This is a genomic window from Nocardiopsis sp. NPDC055551 (genome assembly GCF_053619415.1).
This window is the reverse complement of the sequence record NZ_JBSHJJ010000008.1, coordinates 75,061-91,378: the sequence shown is the minus strand read 5'-3', so window position 1 is coordinate 91,378 and position 16,318 is coordinate 75,061. Positions and strand designations below refer to the sequence as shown.

The following is a 16,318-nucleotide window of genomic DNA, read 5'->3' as shown; positions in this document are numbered from 1 at the left end:
ATACGATCCCGGCACCCTTCTTCACGGCCTCGACACCTCGAACGGGGGCCGGGGTGCCCCGAGGCCCGCCCGAGACACCCCGGGTCGGGGTATACGCGCGGTTAGACTCGTGCCGGCCCCTCTACCCACACATCGCCCTGTCGCCCCAGCTCACCCGGAGAACGTTTTGGAAACCCTGGTCGTCGACCACCCCTTGGTCTCGCACAAACTGACCACCCTGCGCGACGTGCGGACCGACTCACCGACCTTCCGGCGGCTGACCGACGAGCTGGTGACCCTGCTCGCCTACGAGGCGACGCGAGATGTCCGAGTGACAGAGGTCACCATCGAGACCCCGCTCGTGCAGAGCACCGGATTCCAATTGTCGCGCCCGACTCCCTTGGTCGTTCCGATCCTGCGCGCGGGACTCGGCATGCTCGACGGCATGACCCGGCTGCTGCCCACCGCCGAGGTCGGGTTCCTGGGTATGGCCCGCAACGAGGAGACCCTGCAGCCGGCGACCTACGCCGACCGTCTTCCCCAGGACCTGTCCGGTCGCCAGTGCTACGTGCTCGACCCGATGCTGGCCACCGGTGGAACCTTGGCCGCCGCCCTGAAGCTGCTCGTCGAGCGCGGCGCCGATCACATCACCGCGATCTGCCTGCTGGTCGCTCCCGAGGGCCTGACCGCGGTGGAGCGGAAGCTGACGGAGAGCCTCCCGGAGAACCACGGGGCCACCCTTCGCGTGGTGACCGCGGCCGTCGACGAGCGCCTGAACGAGCAGGGCTTCATCCTGCCGGGACTCGGCGACGCCGGTGATCGCCTCTACGGCTGTTCCTGAGGCCGGGCCGCGGCTTCGTCGCATCCCACGCCCCGAGCGCCCGATCAGATCACTGATCGGGCGCTTTTTCGGCTCTTTCTGGTCGAAGCCGAATGAACGTCCGAAAATCGGGCATTGACCCCTCATGGCCGTGCCCCCGCCCGACGTCCCCCCTGGTCGAGCCCGCTTGATCGATCACACCGGAGACACGGCGCTGCTTTAGCCGAATTCATTTCGAGATTGGAACGTAACAGATTAGGGTGATCATGGTTCCTGACCACCCGTAACGGGGTAGATCAGCCCGACCGAAACCGCCCCGCCCCAGGGGCCAGGCCACCGAGACCCGGAACACCGCCCCCACATTCGAGGCGGCACTCCGGCTACCCCTCAGTGGCTACGCATAGCCCCCGTGCGCACACCCCCCGTGCGCACACCCCCCGTGCCGTTCCGCCCGCAGCCCAGAAGGAGTGAGATGCCCGAGAACCCCTCCCCCTCGTCCACCCAGGCCGCCAGCGACCCCCACTTCAGTCCCGTCGTCAGTCGCCTTTCCACGGAGTTCTCCAACGTTCACCACTCCGCCACCGTTTCCCGGTGCGTGGACGCGGCTCGGCACGGAGCCCAGGACGTGACCGGACGAGCCACCCCGGACCTCGTCGAACGCATCGCACGACAACACCTACAGGTTCTGGCCCTGGCCTTCGCCGAACAACGTTGACCACTCGCGTGGGCTGTTTCGGCCCTGCATTACACAGAACTATGGAAGACCGGGAACCGACGCCGGGCCGGCGCCGGTGACCCCTCCCCGGGATCCGGACCTGCGGAACTCCACGGAACCTCCCACCCGGAACACGTTCGTCTGCGGTCTTCACCCCTTCTGACCTGCCTCTGGACAAAAAGGAATTTCGGACCGTCCTTCACAGGGACAACAACCTCACCGGAACCGGACACAGTCCGCAAGTGGCGAACGGCAGACATACCGCCACGCCGAGGGTGCGCTTAAGGCTTTACGGGCATGATGGTCGATGCAACAATCACTGCTGGGTTGGTGGGTCAGGTGGATTCCAAGGGGAGTCAGTCGTGGCGAAGTTGAAGAAATGGGGCGGATACGCGCTCATCGGTTTCGTGTTGTTTTATCTACTCACGCAACCGGAAAGTGCGGCCGGGGTGATCCAGGGTGCCCTGGGCGGCCTGATGGGCGGCGCGGAGTCGATGTCCCGCTTCGTCAACGCACTGCTGCCGTAGTCGTGAGGAAGCGGGTGCCATGAAGCTCGTCGCCTCAAGTAACGCGGCACCGGCATCGGTCAACCGCTATCTCCTGCCACATGAGCAGGACGTGGTGACCATCCGACGTCACCCCGCGGTCCTCATCGGACCGGTGGCGATCGTGTTGGCCGCGTTGATCCTCGCGGGGATCCTGAGCCAGACGATCGGCAGCGGTGCCGACGGCGGCGTCGTGCTCGCCGTCATCTGGTGGCTGTGGCTGCTGGTCCTGGTGTGGTTCGTCTGGCGGGTCGCGGAGTGGTCTGTGGACTACTTCGTCATCACGTCGGCCCGGCTGCTCCTGACCACGGGGTTGATCACCCGACAGGTGAACATGATGCCGTTGGGCAAGGTCACGGACATGCGGTTCGAACGCACCCTGCTCGGCCGGTTCCTCGGCTACGGAACCTTCGTCATGGAGTCCGCGGGTCAGGACCAGGCGCTCAGCAGGATCGACTTCATTCCCTACCCCGAGCAGCTCTACCTCGAGGTCGTGGGACTGATCTTCAAGGAGTGACCGGTACCCGCGTACGACGCTTCGAAGCACCCGTCTAGGTGGCGGGTGCTTCTTCGTGTCCGATCCTTGGCCGACCCCTCGCCGCGACCCGGGTTACCGGTTTGTTCATCTTGCGTTCACCTTGGAGGCGGTTCGAGCGCGAAATCCCCGGGTGGTCAGGTACGTCACGCCGTGCCGAATTGACTCTTAGATGAACAAAGGGTTAACATGAGCTATCTCAATAGGAAACGAGGAGGGCTCCATGGCACGCAGGACCGACCACGCGCCGCGCCCGTCCCGCTCGTTGACCACCCGTCGGCGCAATCGATCCGCTGCCCAGAGCCGCCGCCTCGCCGGCCTGGCTCCTCAGCCCACGCAGGTCCCTCGACCGCGCGAGAACACCGACGCGACCACTTCGGAGCACCCCATCCTTCACTGGGTTCTGATCACCGATGAGAGCGGACGCACCCGCCCCGAGGCCCGCTGGCTCTGACCGGCCGCCCGGACACACACCCCGAAGAGCCACCCGCACGACGCGGGTGGCTCTTCGCGTTCTCGGGCCGAACAGAGTCGGCTCATCGTTTTGTCGACAAATCGGCAAGACCATAAATCTAGATGAGGACAACCGAATATCCGCCTCTAGAGAAGCGGCGAGGGTGACTCCCGTCTCACGAAAACGGCCTTGACCTTGATTGAGACGAGACGCACCGTCTCACTCATGTTGCTTTAGATCCTTCCTCGCGCCGGACCGCCACGTTCCGAGCACCACGCGCCCACCTCCACACGGTGGGCGCGGCTCCGTCGGCGTCCCCACACCGCGATCAGGAAGGCCTTCGCCACCGGCGACCATCGGCTTTCGGCCGGCAGCGTATATGCGCGCCAATGACCGAAACCCATCCCTTCCCTACCGTGGCGCACAACCCCGGACCACACACGCGGCAGGAGGTCCCCATGCTCGGACCGCGTCACCGACGGCTTTCACAGATCACCCGGACGAACCGACCAACCATCTCTCCTCCGGTCCGGCGGAGGAACTGGAGGAGGCGCTGTCCCACCACACCGGAGCACTGGTGATCGTGACCCACGACCGACGCATGCGCGAGCGCTTCAGCGGCCGACATCTGTGCCTGGAGTCCGGCGAGATCCACGGCGACAAGTCGACGAATCTCTTTGTCGACATTTTGGCCAGCACATAAGTCGACTTATGGATTGACCGATACAACGGGGTGTGACCAAATCGATCACACCCCGTACTCGCCGACCGCCGAGGTTATCCCGGAGCCATGTCGACGAAGCGGCTGTAGTGGCCCTGGAAGGCCACGGTCACGTCGGCGGTGGGTCCGTTACGGTGCTTGGCCACGATGATGTCCGCCTCGCCGGCTCGCGGCGACTCCTTGTCGTGCACGTCCTCGCGGTACAGCAGGATGACCATGTCCGCATCCTGCTCGATGCTGCCCGATTCGCGAAGATCCGACACTTGTGGGCGTTTGTCAGTGCGCTGCTCGGGACCACGGTTGAGCTGGGAGAGCGCCACCACGGGCACCTCCAACTCCTTGGCCAGAAGCTTGAGCGAACGCGACATCTCGGAGACCTCCTGCTGGCGGCTCTCCACCCGACCGGGCGAGCTCATCAGTTGGAGGTAGTCGACGATCACCAGCTTGAGGTCGTGCTGCTGCTTGAGCCGACGACACTTGGCCCGGATCTCCATCATCGACATGTTCGGGGAGTCGTCGATGAACAAGGGCGCACTCGCCACCTCGCCCATACGTCTGGCCAGCCGCGCCCAGTCGTCGTCGGTCATCAACCCCGAACGCATGGTGTGCAGCGGCACCCGCGCCTCGGCGGAGAGCAGACGCATGACGATCTCGTTGCGCCCCATCTCCAGACTGAAGAAAACGGACGTCATCTCGTTCTTGATAGACGCAGCACGGGCGAAATCCAAGGCCAGGGTCGATTTTCCGACGGCGGGCCGAGCGGCGATGATGACCATCTGGCCGGGGTGGAGGCCGTTGGTGAGGGCGTCGAAGTCGGCGAAGCCGGTGGGGACACCGGTCATGCTGCCGTCGTTCGCGCCGATGGCCTCGATCTCGTCCAAGGCGCCCGGCATGATGTCGCCGAGGACGACGTAGTCCTCACCGGTGCGCTTCTCGGCGACCTTGTAGATCTCCGCCTGGGCGTGGTCGACCAGGTCGTCGACCTCTCCGTCGCCGGAGTAACCGATCTGCGCGATGCGGGTGCCCACCTCGACCAGGCGGCGCAGGACCGCGCGGTCGGAGACGATCTTGGCGTAATAGCCGGCGTTGGCCGCGGTGGGGATCGCTTCGGTGAGGGTGTGCAGGTAGGGGGCGCCGCCGACACGGGTGGCCTCGCCGCGCTTGGTCAGTTCGGCGTTGACCGAGATGGCGTCGACCGGCTCGCCACGGGAGAACAGGTCTACGACGCTCTCGTAGATGATCTGGTGCGCGGGTCGGTAGAAGTCCGCGGACCGAATGATCTCGACGACCTGGCTGATGGCGTCCTTGGACAGGAGCATGCCGCCCAGGACGCTCTGTTCGGCCTGGATGTCATGCGGTGGGGTGCGCTCGTATCCGCCTGCTTCAGGTGGTTGCTCGGCGACACTCACGGACTACTCCCCACACCGGACGCGTGCGTCGGCCCGGGTCCGGGCCGACCCTTCCAGCATGCCCCATCCGGGTGACGGGGGACGCCGTGAGGGAGGCCTGTGGACACCCCTTTACCATCACATCCCCAGCCCCATGGGGCATTGTGCGCAGAGGTTATGCACATCACCTGTGGATAACTATGCCACCAGTCACCCATAACCCATTTGAACTGCGAAAACGCGCTTCTCTACCAAGACGTGCAAGATGTCTCACGAGGAGGCTTTCCACAGGTTATCCACAGGCCTTCGACAGCCTGTGGACAACCTCACCCCACCCGTCGAACGCCTGTCCGGTACTGTGGCTCTGCCATGGCCACATTCCTCTCGGCGGCCCCCTTCCGACACCGCCACGACCGCGAGATCTTCGCCCTCGCCATCCCCACGTTCTTCGCCCTCATCGCCGAACCGCTCTTCCTGCTCACCGACTCCGCCATCGTCGGTTCGCTCGGCACCCAGGCCCTCGGTGGTCTCGGCGTCGCCGGACAGGTGCTGCTGACCCTGGCGGCGGTGTGCGTCTTCCTCGCCTACGGCACGACCGCCGCCGTCGCCCGCAAGTTCGGCGCGGGAGACATCCCCGGCGGCATGCGCGACGGTGTGGACGGGCTCTGGCTCGCGGTCCTGCTGGGTATCGCCGCGATCGGCATCGGTTGGCCGCTCGGCCCGTGGATGATCGACCTCCTCGGCGCCTCCCCCGAAGTGGCCCCGTACGCGATCATCTACCTGCGCATCAGCCTGCTCAGCACCCCGTTCCTGTTGATCATCATGGCGGGCACGGGAGTGCTGCGCGGGTTGCAGGACGCCCGTACCCCGCTGATGGTGGCGGTCTCCTCCTACATCGGCAACGCGATCCTGTGCGCCACGTTCGTCCTGGTCCTGGACTGGGGCATCGCCGGTTCCGCGTGGTCGACGGTGCTCGCCCAGGGGGCGGGCGCGTTCTGGTACGTGGCCACCATCGTCCGCGCCGCCCGTCGCGAGGGTGTCTCCCTGATGCCGAGTGTGGCGGGACTGAAGGCCTCGGCCTCGGCCGGGTTCGCACTGTTCCTACGCAGTGTGTCCATGCGTGTGGTGGCGCTGGTGACCACTGCGGTGGCCGCCCGGTTGGGAGACGAGTCGATCGCCGCGCACCAGGTGAGCTACAACATCTGGGCGCTGCTGGTCTTCGCCATGGACGCCATCGCCATCGCGGGGCAGTCGATCGTCGGCCGCTATCTGGGGGCGGGGGATGTTCGAGGCACCAAGGACACCACTCGGCGCATGATCGAATGGGGGGTGTTGTCGGGCCTGGTGTTCATGGTCCTGGTGTTCCTGGTGCTGCCGTGGGCGCACCTTCCGTTCACCTCGGATCCCCGGGTGGCCGGGTTGATCATGGCCTCCCTGGTCGTCGTGGCGCTGATGCAGCCGCTCAGCGGAGTGACCATGGTCCTCGACGGAGTACTGATGGGCGCCGGGGACCAGCGTTACCTGGCGTGGGCCTCCCTGTGGACGATGCTGGCCTTCCTGCCGTTCGCCCTGGTCCTTCCACACCTGGCCACGTCCCAGACCTGGGGTCTGGTGGGCCTGTGGATCGCCTTCGCCGTATGGATCCTGGCCCGGGCCATCACTCTCGGCCTTCGCGCGCGTGGTACCGCCTGGTTGGTCACCGGCGCGACGCGTCCCTGAGGGGCACCCTCGCGAACGCAGGACCCGCCCCCGACCGTCGTGTCGAGGGCGGCGACGGGTGGGCCCGGGTCAGAAGGACGCGTCGAGGTCCCCGATCGTGGGGCCGTGGTAGAAGGTGGCGGTCCGTTCCGCCTCCGGCGCGCCGGGGAAGCTCGGCAGCTGTTCCACGGCGAGTTCCTCGCCGGCGTATCGGCTCAGGTGAGCGAGCTGTTCCCGCAGGCGGCTCCCCACGTCGTTCCGGAGCTTGGGGAGCATCGAGTAGAGCTTGTCCCCCGGGCAGTTGGTGGAGTTGTAGTCGCGGTGCCCCACGATCGCGTCCTGCGGATCCAACCGGTACACCAGGCACAGCCAGGTACAGGTGTCCACCAACGCCGACATCAGCGCCTCCGGCGGGGTCGCCGAGGTATAGGTGCCCTCGTTCTCGATCCCGATGGTGTGCGAGTTGTGGTCGGCGGTGTGCGCGCCCAGGACGTGCTTGCCGTCGCCGATGGCCTGAAGGGTCTTGTCGCGCCCTTCCATGATGTGGCCACCTCGGCTGATGGTGAGCTGCTGACCGGTGTCGATCCAGCCGTTGCTGTCCATGTGGTGCTTCTGAATGGATCGGGACAGGGCGGCGGCGTGGCTGGTGGACGTGTCGGACACGTTGCCGGTCGCGGTGTGGTGGACGACGATGTGCGTCGGCCCCTTGCCCAGGATGTCCACCGATCCCTTCGGCGATCGGGCCTTCCAGTTCGACCTGGTGTACACCTTGGGTGTCGCGGAGGCCGAAGCCCGGCCCACGGCGGAAACCCCCAGTGCGCCACCGAGGAGCACTCCCCCGGCGGCCAGAACCGTTCCGCGCAGCATCGTCCTGCGGCCCACCGCGAACGGGTGGTCGTTCTCGGGTCGTCTCTCAATGGCCATCGGTATGCTGTCCTCTCCGTGAGGAGCGTCGCGGGACACGACGCAACACAGAGAACACGATAAGTTACAAAGAGTAGCCAAAGGGAGGTTCTCGCCGGCCGGGCGTGTTCGCCGGACGGCAAGAACCCCGCCCCTCCGAGGAGGAACGGGGTTCAAGAACTGGAAAGGGTCGACGACTAGGCGCCGACGATCTCCAGCTTGATCGAGGCGGAGACCTCAGGGTGCAGGCGGACCTGGACCTTGTGGGCACCGACCGACTTGATCGGGTTCTTGATCTCGACGCGGCGCTTGTCCAGCTCGGGACCACCGGCGGCCTTGACGGCCTCGACGATGTCCGCGGGCGTGACCGAACCGAAGAGACGACCTCCCTGGCCGGCACGCTGCTTCAGGCGCACGGTCAGAGCGTTGACCTGGCCGGCGACCTGCTGGGCCTCGTCCAGGGTGCGGATGTCACGCGCCTTGCGGGCACGCTGGATCAGGTCGATCTGCTTCTGCCCACCACGGGTCCACCGAATGGCGACCCCACGGGGGAGCAGGTAGTTGCGTCCGTAACCGTTCTTCACCTCGACGACATCGCCGGGGGCTCCGAGACCGTTGACCTCGTGGGTCAAAATCAGCTTCACGACAAAAACCTCCCTCGGATATCGCCGCTAGCGAGCGGTGCTGGTGTAGGGCAGCAGGGCCACCTCGCGCGCGTTCTTGATCGCGGTCGCGACGTCGCGCTGGTGCTGGGTGCAGTTGCCGGTCACCCGACGGGCACGGATCTTGCCGCGCTCGGAGATGAACTTACGGAGAAGCGTGGTGTCCTTGTAGTCGATGTAGGACTGCTTCTCGTGGCAGAACAGGCAAACCTTCTTCTTGGGCTTGCGTGCTGGGGGCTTAGCCATCGTGGTGCTCCTTCGCAAGAGCCCCGGGGTCCACCCGGGGATGGGCTGGGACATGGAAAGGGTGACTCGGTGCCGTTTCGGGCTCCGTGTCGGGTGTTACGTGGGGCCGTGGGGCCGGGCTAGAACGGGGGCTCGTCGGAGAATCCTCCGCCGCCGCCACCACCGAAGCCGCCGCCACCACCGCCGCCGTTGGTCGCCCACGGGTCGTCGGCGGGAGGACCGCTGCGGCCGCCCTGGCCGCCCTGCGGGCCGCCGAAGCCGCCGCCCTGGTTCCCGTAGCCGCCGCCCTGAGGCTGGCCGCCACCGAAACCGCCGCCACCGCCACCACCGCCGCCGAAGCCGCCGCCACCCTGGCGCTGCGTCTTCGTCACCTTCGCGGTGGCGCTACGCAGAGCCGGGCCGACCTCTTCGACGTCGATCTCGAAGACGGTGCGCTTCTCGCCCTCGCGGGTCTCGTAGGAACGCTGCTTCAGGCGGCCTTGCACGATGACGCGCATGCCACGCTGAAGAGTCTCCGCCACGTTCTCCGCGTACTGCCGCCAGACACTGCAGGTGAGGAACATGGACTCGCCGTCCTTCCACTCCCCCGACTGACGGTCGAAGGTGCGGGGCGTCGAGGCCACACGGAAGCTGGCGACCGCGGCTCCACTGTTAGTGAAGCGCAGTTCAGGGTCGTCGACGAGGTTGCCGACGAGCGTGATCTGGGTTTCGCCTGCCATGGATCGGCTCCGGTTCGAGATAGTTCGGATCAGGCGGTTCGCCTGGTCCCCGTATCATCCCTGTCGCCTAGGACAGAACGAACGGGGCACAGGGGGTCGGGCACCGAAGTGCCTAGTGAACCTCGGGACGCAGAACCTTGGTGCGAAGCACGGACTCGGCGATACCGAACTGCCGGTTGAGCTCCTTGACCGTCTCGGTCTTGGCGGTCAGGTCGATGACCGCGTAGATGCCCTCGGAGTTCTTCTCGATGTCGTAGGCGAGACGACGCTTGCCCCAGATCTCCGTCTTCTCGACCGAACCGCCGTCCTCGCGGACGACGTTCAGGAAGTTCTCCAGCGACGGGGCGACGGTGCGCTCGTCGAGGTTCGGGTCGAGGATGACCATGATTTCGTAACGACGCATAGGCGTACGTTCCTCCTCTGGACTGTCGCGGCCATGGAATCTCCATGGCAGGAGGGCAGGAGCCCGGGGTCTCACCGTCCCGATCGGACCGGGGGCGCACCACTCGGACTCTGAGCCATACGGGAGTCAAGGTTACCAGCAGCCGAATACCACCCGGGATGCCTTGTGGATACTTCGGACGCGCCCGATATCGCCTCGACGTTCGGGGAAACGGGGAAACGAACGGGGCCGGTGCCCGAGGTTCTCCCTCGGGCACCGGCCCCGTGAACCGGCGGCGTACCGCCCGGTCAGTCCGGGATCACTCCCTGGGCCTGATCAGGCTGTTGCTGCCCTGGTTCTGCTGCTCGTTCTCACCCGGGAACCCGGGCTCCTCGGTCTCCTCTTCCTCACAGTCCGGCTGGTGCGGCCAGATACCGCACTCCTCCTCGTCCGAGGGCGGCTCGGTCTGCTCGCAGGTCGGGTCCAGCTGATCGCACTCCGGTTCGCTGGGCTCGTCGCTGGGCTCCTCGGTCGGCTCCTCGCTCGGCTCCTCGGTCGGCTCGTCGCTCGGCTCCTCGCTCGGAGGGGGCGTGGGCAGGTAGCTCAACTCGTCACCGACCCACTGGGGTTCGGGGAACTGCTGGTGCTCCTGCCCCTCCATGGCGGTCTCCATGAAGGCCTTCCAGACCTTCGCGGAGGTGGTACCACCGTAGACGTCACCGAGCTCGGCACCGAAGTCGAGCGGCTGGGCCTCGGCCCGGCTCAGACCCACCGCGGCCGACAGTTGTGGGGTGTATCCCACGAACCAGGCCGATACGGCGTCGGAGGAGGTACCGGTCTTGCCCGCCACGGGGCGACCGTCGGCCAGGGCCGCGTTACCGGCACCGCCCTCCAGGACCGCCTGCTGCATGGCGTAGGTGGCGTCCGCGGCGACCGCCTGGCTGAGGACCTCCTTGCCGGCCTCGATCTCCTCCGCGTCGTCGGGTTCCAACACCGTGCCGTCGGCGGTCTGCAACTCGGTGACCATGTGGGCGGGGAAGTGCCGCCCTTCCGCCGCGAAGGTGGCGTACCCGCTGGCCATGTCGAGCGAGTTCACCTGGTGCGTGCCCAGGGCGACCAACGGACCGACGGTGGACGTGGTCTGCCGGTCCGGGTGCACGCCCATCTCGACCGCCAGCTCGTCGACCCGGGACTCACCGACCTCGATGGCCAGTTCCACGTAGCTGGTGTTGACCGAGTCCGCGGTGGACTGGATGAGGTCCACGTTGCCGTAGTCGACCTCGCCGGAGTTGATCACCGGGCTGGCCAGGCCGGGGAACTCGCGTCCGCTGTCCCCGTTGAACTGGCTGCGCAGACCGATGTTGTCGGACAGGGCCCGGGCCAACACGTAGGGCTTGTAGGCCGAACCCGCCTGGGTCTGGTGGACCAGGGAGTTGTTGATCACCGTGGCGACGTCGGGTCCACCGTTGAACGCGACGATCCGCCCGGTGGTGGGCTCCACCGCGGTGAGGCCGTGCATGGTGTCGTCGGCCGCGCTCTCGGGGAGGACGTTGAACGCCTCCTCGGCCGCGACCATCAGTTCCTGGTCCAGGGAGGTCTTGATGACCAGACCCTTGGTGGCGATGTCGGCGCCGGTGATACCCGAGCCCTCGTACCGCCGTTCGACCTCGTTGATCACGGCCTGACGGACGTACCCCTGTCTGGGGTCACCGCCCGTCTCCTCGGGGTTGTAGTCGATCCGCTCGGGGATCTCCAAGGCCTCGGCCTCGGCCCGGGGAAGACCACGTTCGCCGCCGGTCTCCTCGTGCATCAGGGCCAGTTGTTCCTGGACGTAGGGCCAGCGCTCGTCGTTGAGGTAGGTCTCTGTCCAGGAACCCTCTTCGGGGTTCTCGAAGTTGCTGGGCATCTGGATGATGAGGCCAAGGAAGGCGCCCTCGGCGTTGTCGAGCTCGCCCACGCTCTTGCCGAAGTACTCCTGCGCGGCCATCTCGATGCCGGAGGCGCCGCGGCCGAAGTAGATCGTGTTGAGGTAGATGGTGAGGATCTCGTCGTGCTCGACCTGCTGGCTGAGCTTGATCGAGATGAAGATCTCGCGGATCTTGCGGGTCAGCGGCTCTTCGCCCTGAAGGTCGTTGTAGTAGCCGCGGGCCATCTGCTGGGTGATGGTCGAACCACCACCGGCCTCGCCTCGGGAGAGCAGGGCGCGACCGATACCCATGACGTTGATGCCCGGGTCCTCGTAGAAGGTGCGCTGTTCGGCGGCGAGCACACCGTCGACGACGGTGTCCGGGATGTCCTCGCGCTGGACCGCGACGCGCTGGACGTCTCCGGTGGTGAGGGCGAGCTCGCCCTCCTCGTCCTCCCCGGCGCCGGCCCAGTAGATCTGGGTGGCGGACATCTGGTTCTCGGCGTTCGCGTCCAGTTCCTTGGCGTCGGGGGCCATGGAGTACAGGACCGCGAAGGTGGCCACACCGGCGATGAACATCAGACCGCAGAAGGCCAGCGCGGGCTTCCACGCCTTGGACATGAAGCGCTTGAACCAGTGGCGGTCGTCCGGTTCCTCCTCGCGGGAACGTCGGCGTCCACCGCCACCACCACGGCCTCCGGCGCCTCCGGCGGCTCTGGATCCTCTGCCCGGAGCGCGGCGGCCCTCGGAGCGGGAACCGTGTTCGCGTTCGCGGGGGTCACGAGGGCCCGACGTGGTCCTGCGGCGCCCACCGGCGCGCGGGTCGTCGGGGCGACGACGGGGGCGGTCCCCGCCCTCAGGGCTGCGACGCCTGCCCTCTTCCGGGCGGCGCGGACGCTCGCCGTCCTCGGGGCGGCGGCGTCGTGCGCCTTCGGGGCGTTGGGGTCGGCCGCCATCGGCGCGGCGGCGTCCGCCCTCGGGGCGCGGACGTCCTTCGGCGCGGGATCCGGCCTCGGGCGGGCGCGGCCTACGCGGGGCGGCGTCGTCGTCGCCTCCCCAGAAGCCTCCTTCGTCCGCGGGATCGGGGCGGCGTCGTCCGCCGGCACGTTCCCCCCGGGGCGGGCCGTCGGCCCTACGCCTTCCGCCGTCACCGCGCGGACCGTCGCCCGGGCCGTCGGCCCGGCGACGGCCGCCTTCGGCACTCCGTCGTCGTTCGGTACTCACGTGGTCCTCGATTGCCTCTCACGGCCGGTCGGCCTGACGATTCCTTGGTGGAAGGGGGACTGTCCCCCCTGGGGGATCGGTGATTCGCGACCTGTTCACGGTGTACCGGCGTGGTTCTGGGCCGGATCAGCCTGGTTTTCCACCGCTGTCGCCTGTCGTTCAAGGCTTGATAAAGAGACGCCCAACCCTGGGTGAGGGTTTTCAACAGGTCGCGAAGACGTTGGCCGCTACTTCCTCCTGGTCGTTGGCCTGCGGGTGCGCATCCCCTGCTCAGCGGCCTTTTCGGGCCGATCTGAACGTCGCCGCGGCGGTGGCTCGGTTCGGGGGTTCTACCGGCCGCACACGCAAATCATGAGTCACGGTAGAGCGATCGAACGGTATTGCACAACCCACGCGCGAGGGTATCGCGCACTTCGCCCGACTTGTTACCGTGCGCCGGTTTGGCGGCGTCGTCGCAGGTCACAGCCTCGACTATGAGCACCACCCCGCATGTGACGGCGATCACTCAAATGCGCGACCGTGGCCATCGACCCAGTTGGGAGCCGTGATGTGACATCACCCGTGCGAATTCCTCGGGATGGTGGGCACCTTCTCCTGTTCGCTGTGGGCCATGAGACCCCTCGAGTGCCACGTGACATGCGTTCTCACGGCGAAAGCGAAGATAGAGTCATAGCAGACAAACCAGCCAGACAAGCACAGTTCGCCCTCGTAACCGACGGCCCCGAGGGGGAACAGAACCTTCGTGCGCGCTGCTGACCACATACGGAATACGGACGCAGGATGACGACCCCCGGACCGCCGTCGGCGTGGGGCCGTCGCCATGCGCCGTGGAATCCATGTTCGCGAAGAAGAAGGAGCAAGGACCAATGGGTTCGGTACGTGTAGCCGTCGTGGGCGTCGGCAACTGTGCGGCGTCACTCGTCCAAGGCGTGCATTACTACAAGGACGCCGACCCGGACTCCCGGGTCCCTGGCCTGATGCATGTCCGGTTCGGCCCGTACCACGTGCGCGACATCGAGTTCGTCGCCGCCTTCGACGTGGACGCCAAGAAGGTCGGCCACGACCTCGCCGACGCGATCGCCGCCAGTGAGAACAACACCATCAAGATCTGTGACGTCCCGCCGACCGGCGTGACCGTCATGCGCGGCCCGACCTACGACGGTCTGGGCATGTACTACCGCGAGACGATCCAGGAGTCCTCCGAGGACGCCGTGGACGTGGTCGCCGCCCTCAAGGCGAGCAAGGCCGACGTCCTGGTCTCCTACCTCCCCGTGGGATCGGAGGAGGCCGACAAGTTCTACGCCCAGTGCGCCATCGACGCCGGAGTGGGCTTCGTCAACGCCCTCCCGGTGTTCATCGCCTCCGACCCCGAGTGGGCCGAGAAGTTCACCAAGGCCGGGGTGCCGATCGTCGGTGACGACATCAAGTCCCAGATCGGCGCGACCATCACCCACCGGGTGCTGTCCAAGCTGTTCGAGGACCGGGGCGTGGTCGTGGACCGCACCTACCAGCTGAACTTCGGCGGCAACATGGACTTCAAGAACATGTTGGAGCGCGAGCGGCTGGAGTCCAAGAAGATCTCCAAGACCCAGTCGGTCACCTCGCAGATCCCGCACGAGCTCAACGCCGGCGCGGTGCACATCGGCCCCTCGGACCACGTGCCGTGGCTGGACGACCGCAAGTGGGCGTACATCCGGTTGGAGGGGCGCGCGTTCGGTGACGTCCCGCTGAACCTGGAGTACAAGCTGGAGGTGTGGGACTCCCCCAACTCGGCCGGCATCATCATCGACGCGGTCCGCGCCACGAAGATCGCCATGGACCGCGGTATCGGTGGTCCGATCCTGGCTCCGTCCTCCTACTTCATGAAGTCGCCGCCAGAGCAGTACAGCGACGCCCACGCCCACGACGCGGTGGAACAGTTCATCTCGGGTGAGCACGGTATCTCGGGCGAGCACGGTATCGCGGGTGACGAGTAGCCCGCGGGTCGCGTAGGAAACAGGAAGAGGCGCCGCCCGGGGCCGTAGCGGTCCCGGGCGCCCCCGTCTCTCCCTTCCTCCCCTCCCCGGGCACCGTCGGCTCTCCTATCCTTGGCGGGTGTCCTTCTTCGGCGATCTGCGCGCGGTCCTCCAGGGATCCCGGTTCCGTCGGCTGTTCGGTACCCGGTTGGTCTCGCAGTTCTCCGACGGGATCTACCAGGCCGGGCTGGCCGGCTTCGTCTTCTTCAACCCCGAACAGCACACCGGCGCCGGAGAGGTGGCCGCGGCCTTCGCCGTGTTGCTCCTGCCCTTCTCCGTTGTCGCCCCGTTCGCCGGGGTCCTCATCGACCGGTGGCCCCGCCGTCAGGTCCTGTTGCTGTCCTCGGTGTTCAAGGCGGTCCTGGCCACGGTGACCGCGTTCTTGGTCGCGGGCGGCGAAGGGCCCGCGTTCTTCGTCGCGGCGCTCCTGGTGCTGAGCGTCAACCGCTTCTTCCTCTCCGGCCTCTCCGCGGGGCTGCCGTACGTGGTGTCCCGCGACAAGCTGATGATGGCCAACGCCGTCACGCCCACCTGCGGCACCGTCGCCAGTTCCCTCGGGACCGGTGTCGGTCTCGCCATCGGGATGATCGGCGGCGAACAGGCCTTGGGAACCGGGATCATCCTGTTCGTGGGCGCGCTGGGCTTCGCCGGGACCGCCCTGGTCTCGCTCACGCTGCGCTACCGGGAGCTGGGTCCGCACCTGGAGAGGGAGCCGGAGGAGGTTCGGGCCGCCCTCGGCAACGTGGTGCACGGCATGGTCTCCGGGGTCCGGCACATCTGGGAGCGCGTCCCGGCTCGCGCCGCGCTGCTCACCATCGGCGGCCACCGGATCCTGTTCGGCGTCTCCAGCCTGGTGACCCTGCTGCTGTACAACAACACCTTCACCGGGGGCGGTGTCGCCGGTCTGGCCGGGTTCTCCGTGTCCGCCGGGCTGCTCGCGCTCGGGTTCTTCCTGGGGGCCGTGGCCACTCCGTCGGCGACCGCGCGGATCGGGGCGAGCTCCTGGATCGCCGCCCTGTTGGCGTCGGCGGCGGTGGCTCTGCTGGTGTTCGCGCTGCCCTTCTCCCCCGCGCTGTTCCCGGTGGCCGCGTTCGTGCTGGGTTTCGTCTCCCAAGGCGTGAAGGTGACCGTCGACACGTTGGTTCAACGACATGTCGACGACGCGTTCCGTGGTCGGGTCTTCTCCGTATACGACGTGCTCTTCAACGCCACGTTCGTACTGGGCGCGGCACTGGCCGCGGGGCTGGTTCCCTTGTCCGGGGTGAGCGTGCCGGTGATCACGGTGATGGCGTCGGCCTTCCTCGCGATGGGCTGGGCCTGGACCGTTCGGGCCCGCCGCCTGGCCCGTTCCGACTTGGAGCGTTCCGCCTCCTGAAGTCGACCTGTCGAGTTGTCTCCCCGTCGAC

At 66.9% G+C, this 16,318-nt stretch carries 15 protein-coding genes; 8 read left to right on the top strand and 7 right to left on the bottom strand.

The window, feature by feature from the left end; all coding sequences use genetic code 11:
- Positions 1 to 166 precede the first annotated feature (166 nt).
- The 5 genes from upp (at position 167) to ACWGSK_RS15980 (ending at position 3,048) form a co-directional block, all read left to right on the top strand.
- Positions 167 to 820, top strand: coding sequence for a uracil phosphoribosyltransferase (upp, locus tag ACWGSK_RS16000; RefSeq protein WP_358508728.1), 654 nt, complete (start codon positions 167 to 169; stop codon positions 818 to 820).
- Positions 821 to 1,271: 451 nt separating this feature from the next.
- Positions 1,272 to 1,514 carry a hypothetical protein gene (locus ACWGSK_RS15995; RefSeq protein ID WP_358508726.1) on the top strand — a complete coding sequence of 81 codons (243 nt, stop codon included), beginning with the start codon at positions 1,272 to 1,274 and terminating at the stop codon, positions 1,512 to 1,514.
- A gap of 362 nt (positions 1,515 to 1,876) precedes the next feature.
- Positions 1,877 to 2,041, top strand: coding sequence for a hypothetical protein (locus ACWGSK_RS15990; protein ID WP_358508724.1), 165 nt, complete (start codon positions 1,877 to 1,879; stop codon positions 2,039 to 2,041).
- A 19-nt stretch (positions 2,042 to 2,060) separates the two neighbouring features.
- The gene (locus tag ACWGSK_RS15985) at positions 2,061 to 2,576 is read left to right on the top strand and encodes a PH domain-containing protein (protein ID WP_067598195.1); all 516 of its coding nucleotides are present in this window, start codon (positions 2,061 to 2,063) and stop codon (positions 2,574 to 2,576) included.
- Positions 2,577 to 2,817: 241 nt separating this feature from the next.
- A complete protein-coding gene (locus ACWGSK_RS15980; RefSeq protein ID WP_358508722.1) occupies positions 2,818 to 3,048 on the top strand; it encodes a hypothetical protein in 231 nt (76 codons plus the stop codon).
- Positions 3,049 to 3,825: 777 nt separating this feature from the next.
- Here the strand turns inward: ACWGSK_RS15980 and dnaB are convergent.
- The gene (gene dnaB / locus ACWGSK_RS15975) at positions 3,826 to 5,178 is read right to left on the bottom strand and encodes a replicative DNA helicase (protein WP_067598201.1); all 1,353 of its coding nucleotides are present in this window, start codon (positions 5,176 to 5,178) and stop codon (positions 3,826 to 3,828) included.
- Between the two features lie 348 nt (positions 5,179 to 5,526).
- Here dnaB and ACWGSK_RS15970 point away from each other — a divergent pair, with 348 nt between their 5' ends.
- Entirely contained in the window at positions 5,527 to 6,876 is a 1,350-nt protein-coding gene (locus ACWGSK_RS15970; RefSeq protein ID WP_358508720.1) for an MATE family efflux transporter, read from the top strand.
- A 69-nt stretch (positions 6,877 to 6,945) separates the two neighbouring features.
- On the opposite strand, the gene ACWGSK_RS15965 is transcribed toward ACWGSK_RS15970, so the two are convergent.
- From ACWGSK_RS15965 to ACWGSK_RS15940, 6 genes are all read right to left on the bottom strand, one after another.
- Positions 6,946 to 7,779 carry a peptidoglycan recognition protein family protein gene (locus ACWGSK_RS15965; protein WP_358508718.1) on the bottom strand — a complete coding sequence of 278 codons (834 nt, stop codon included), beginning with the start codon at positions 7,777 to 7,779 and terminating at the stop codon, positions 6,946 to 6,948.
- 176 nt (positions 7,780 to 7,955) lie between these two features.
- Positions 7,956 to 8,402: a 50S ribosomal protein L9 gene (rplI, locus tag ACWGSK_RS15960; protein ID WP_067598210.1), complete on the bottom strand. Its 447-nt coding sequence runs from the start codon at positions 8,400 to 8,402 to the stop codon at positions 7,956 to 7,958.
- A 27-nt stretch (positions 8,403 to 8,429) separates the two neighbouring features.
- Positions 8,430 to 8,666: a 30S ribosomal protein S18 gene (gene rpsR / locus ACWGSK_RS15955; RefSeq protein ID WP_067598213.1), complete on the bottom strand. Its 237-nt coding sequence runs from the start codon at positions 8,664 to 8,666 to the stop codon at positions 8,430 to 8,432.
- 119 nt (positions 8,667 to 8,785) lie between these two features.
- Complete coding sequence (locus tag ACWGSK_RS15950) at positions 8,786 to 9,385, bottom strand: single-stranded DNA-binding protein (protein WP_358508715.1); 600 nt, start codon at positions 9,383 to 9,385, stop codon at positions 8,786 to 8,788.
- Positions 9,386 to 9,497: 112 nt separating this feature from the next.
- On the bottom strand, positions 9,498 to 9,788 hold the full coding sequence (gene rpsF, locus ACWGSK_RS15945; protein WP_067598220.1) for a 30S ribosomal protein S6: 291 nt from the start codon (positions 9,786 to 9,788) through the stop codon (positions 9,498 to 9,500).
- A gap of 298 nt (positions 9,789 to 10,086) precedes the next feature.
- Complete coding sequence (locus ACWGSK_RS15940; RefSeq protein ID WP_452456107.1) at positions 10,087 to 12,897, bottom strand: transglycosylase domain-containing protein; 2,811 nt, start codon at positions 12,895 to 12,897, stop codon at positions 10,087 to 10,089.
- Positions 12,898 to 13,763: 866 nt separating this feature from the next.
- On the opposite strand from ACWGSK_RS15940, the gene ACWGSK_RS15935 reads away from it, so the two are divergent.
- Both ACWGSK_RS15935 and ACWGSK_RS15930 read left to right on the top strand, forming a co-directional pair.
- Positions 13,764 to 14,873, top strand: a complete 1,110-nt coding sequence (locus ACWGSK_RS15935; protein WP_358508711.1) for an inositol-3-phosphate synthase — start codon at positions 13,764 to 13,766, stop codon at positions 14,871 to 14,873.
- Between the two features lie 118 nt (positions 14,874 to 14,991).
- Positions 14,992 to 16,287, top strand: coding sequence for an MFS transporter (locus tag ACWGSK_RS15930; RefSeq protein ID WP_452456106.1), 1,296 nt, complete (start codon positions 14,992 to 14,994; stop codon positions 16,285 to 16,287).
- The last annotated feature ends 31 nt before the right edge of the window (positions 16,288 to 16,318 follow it).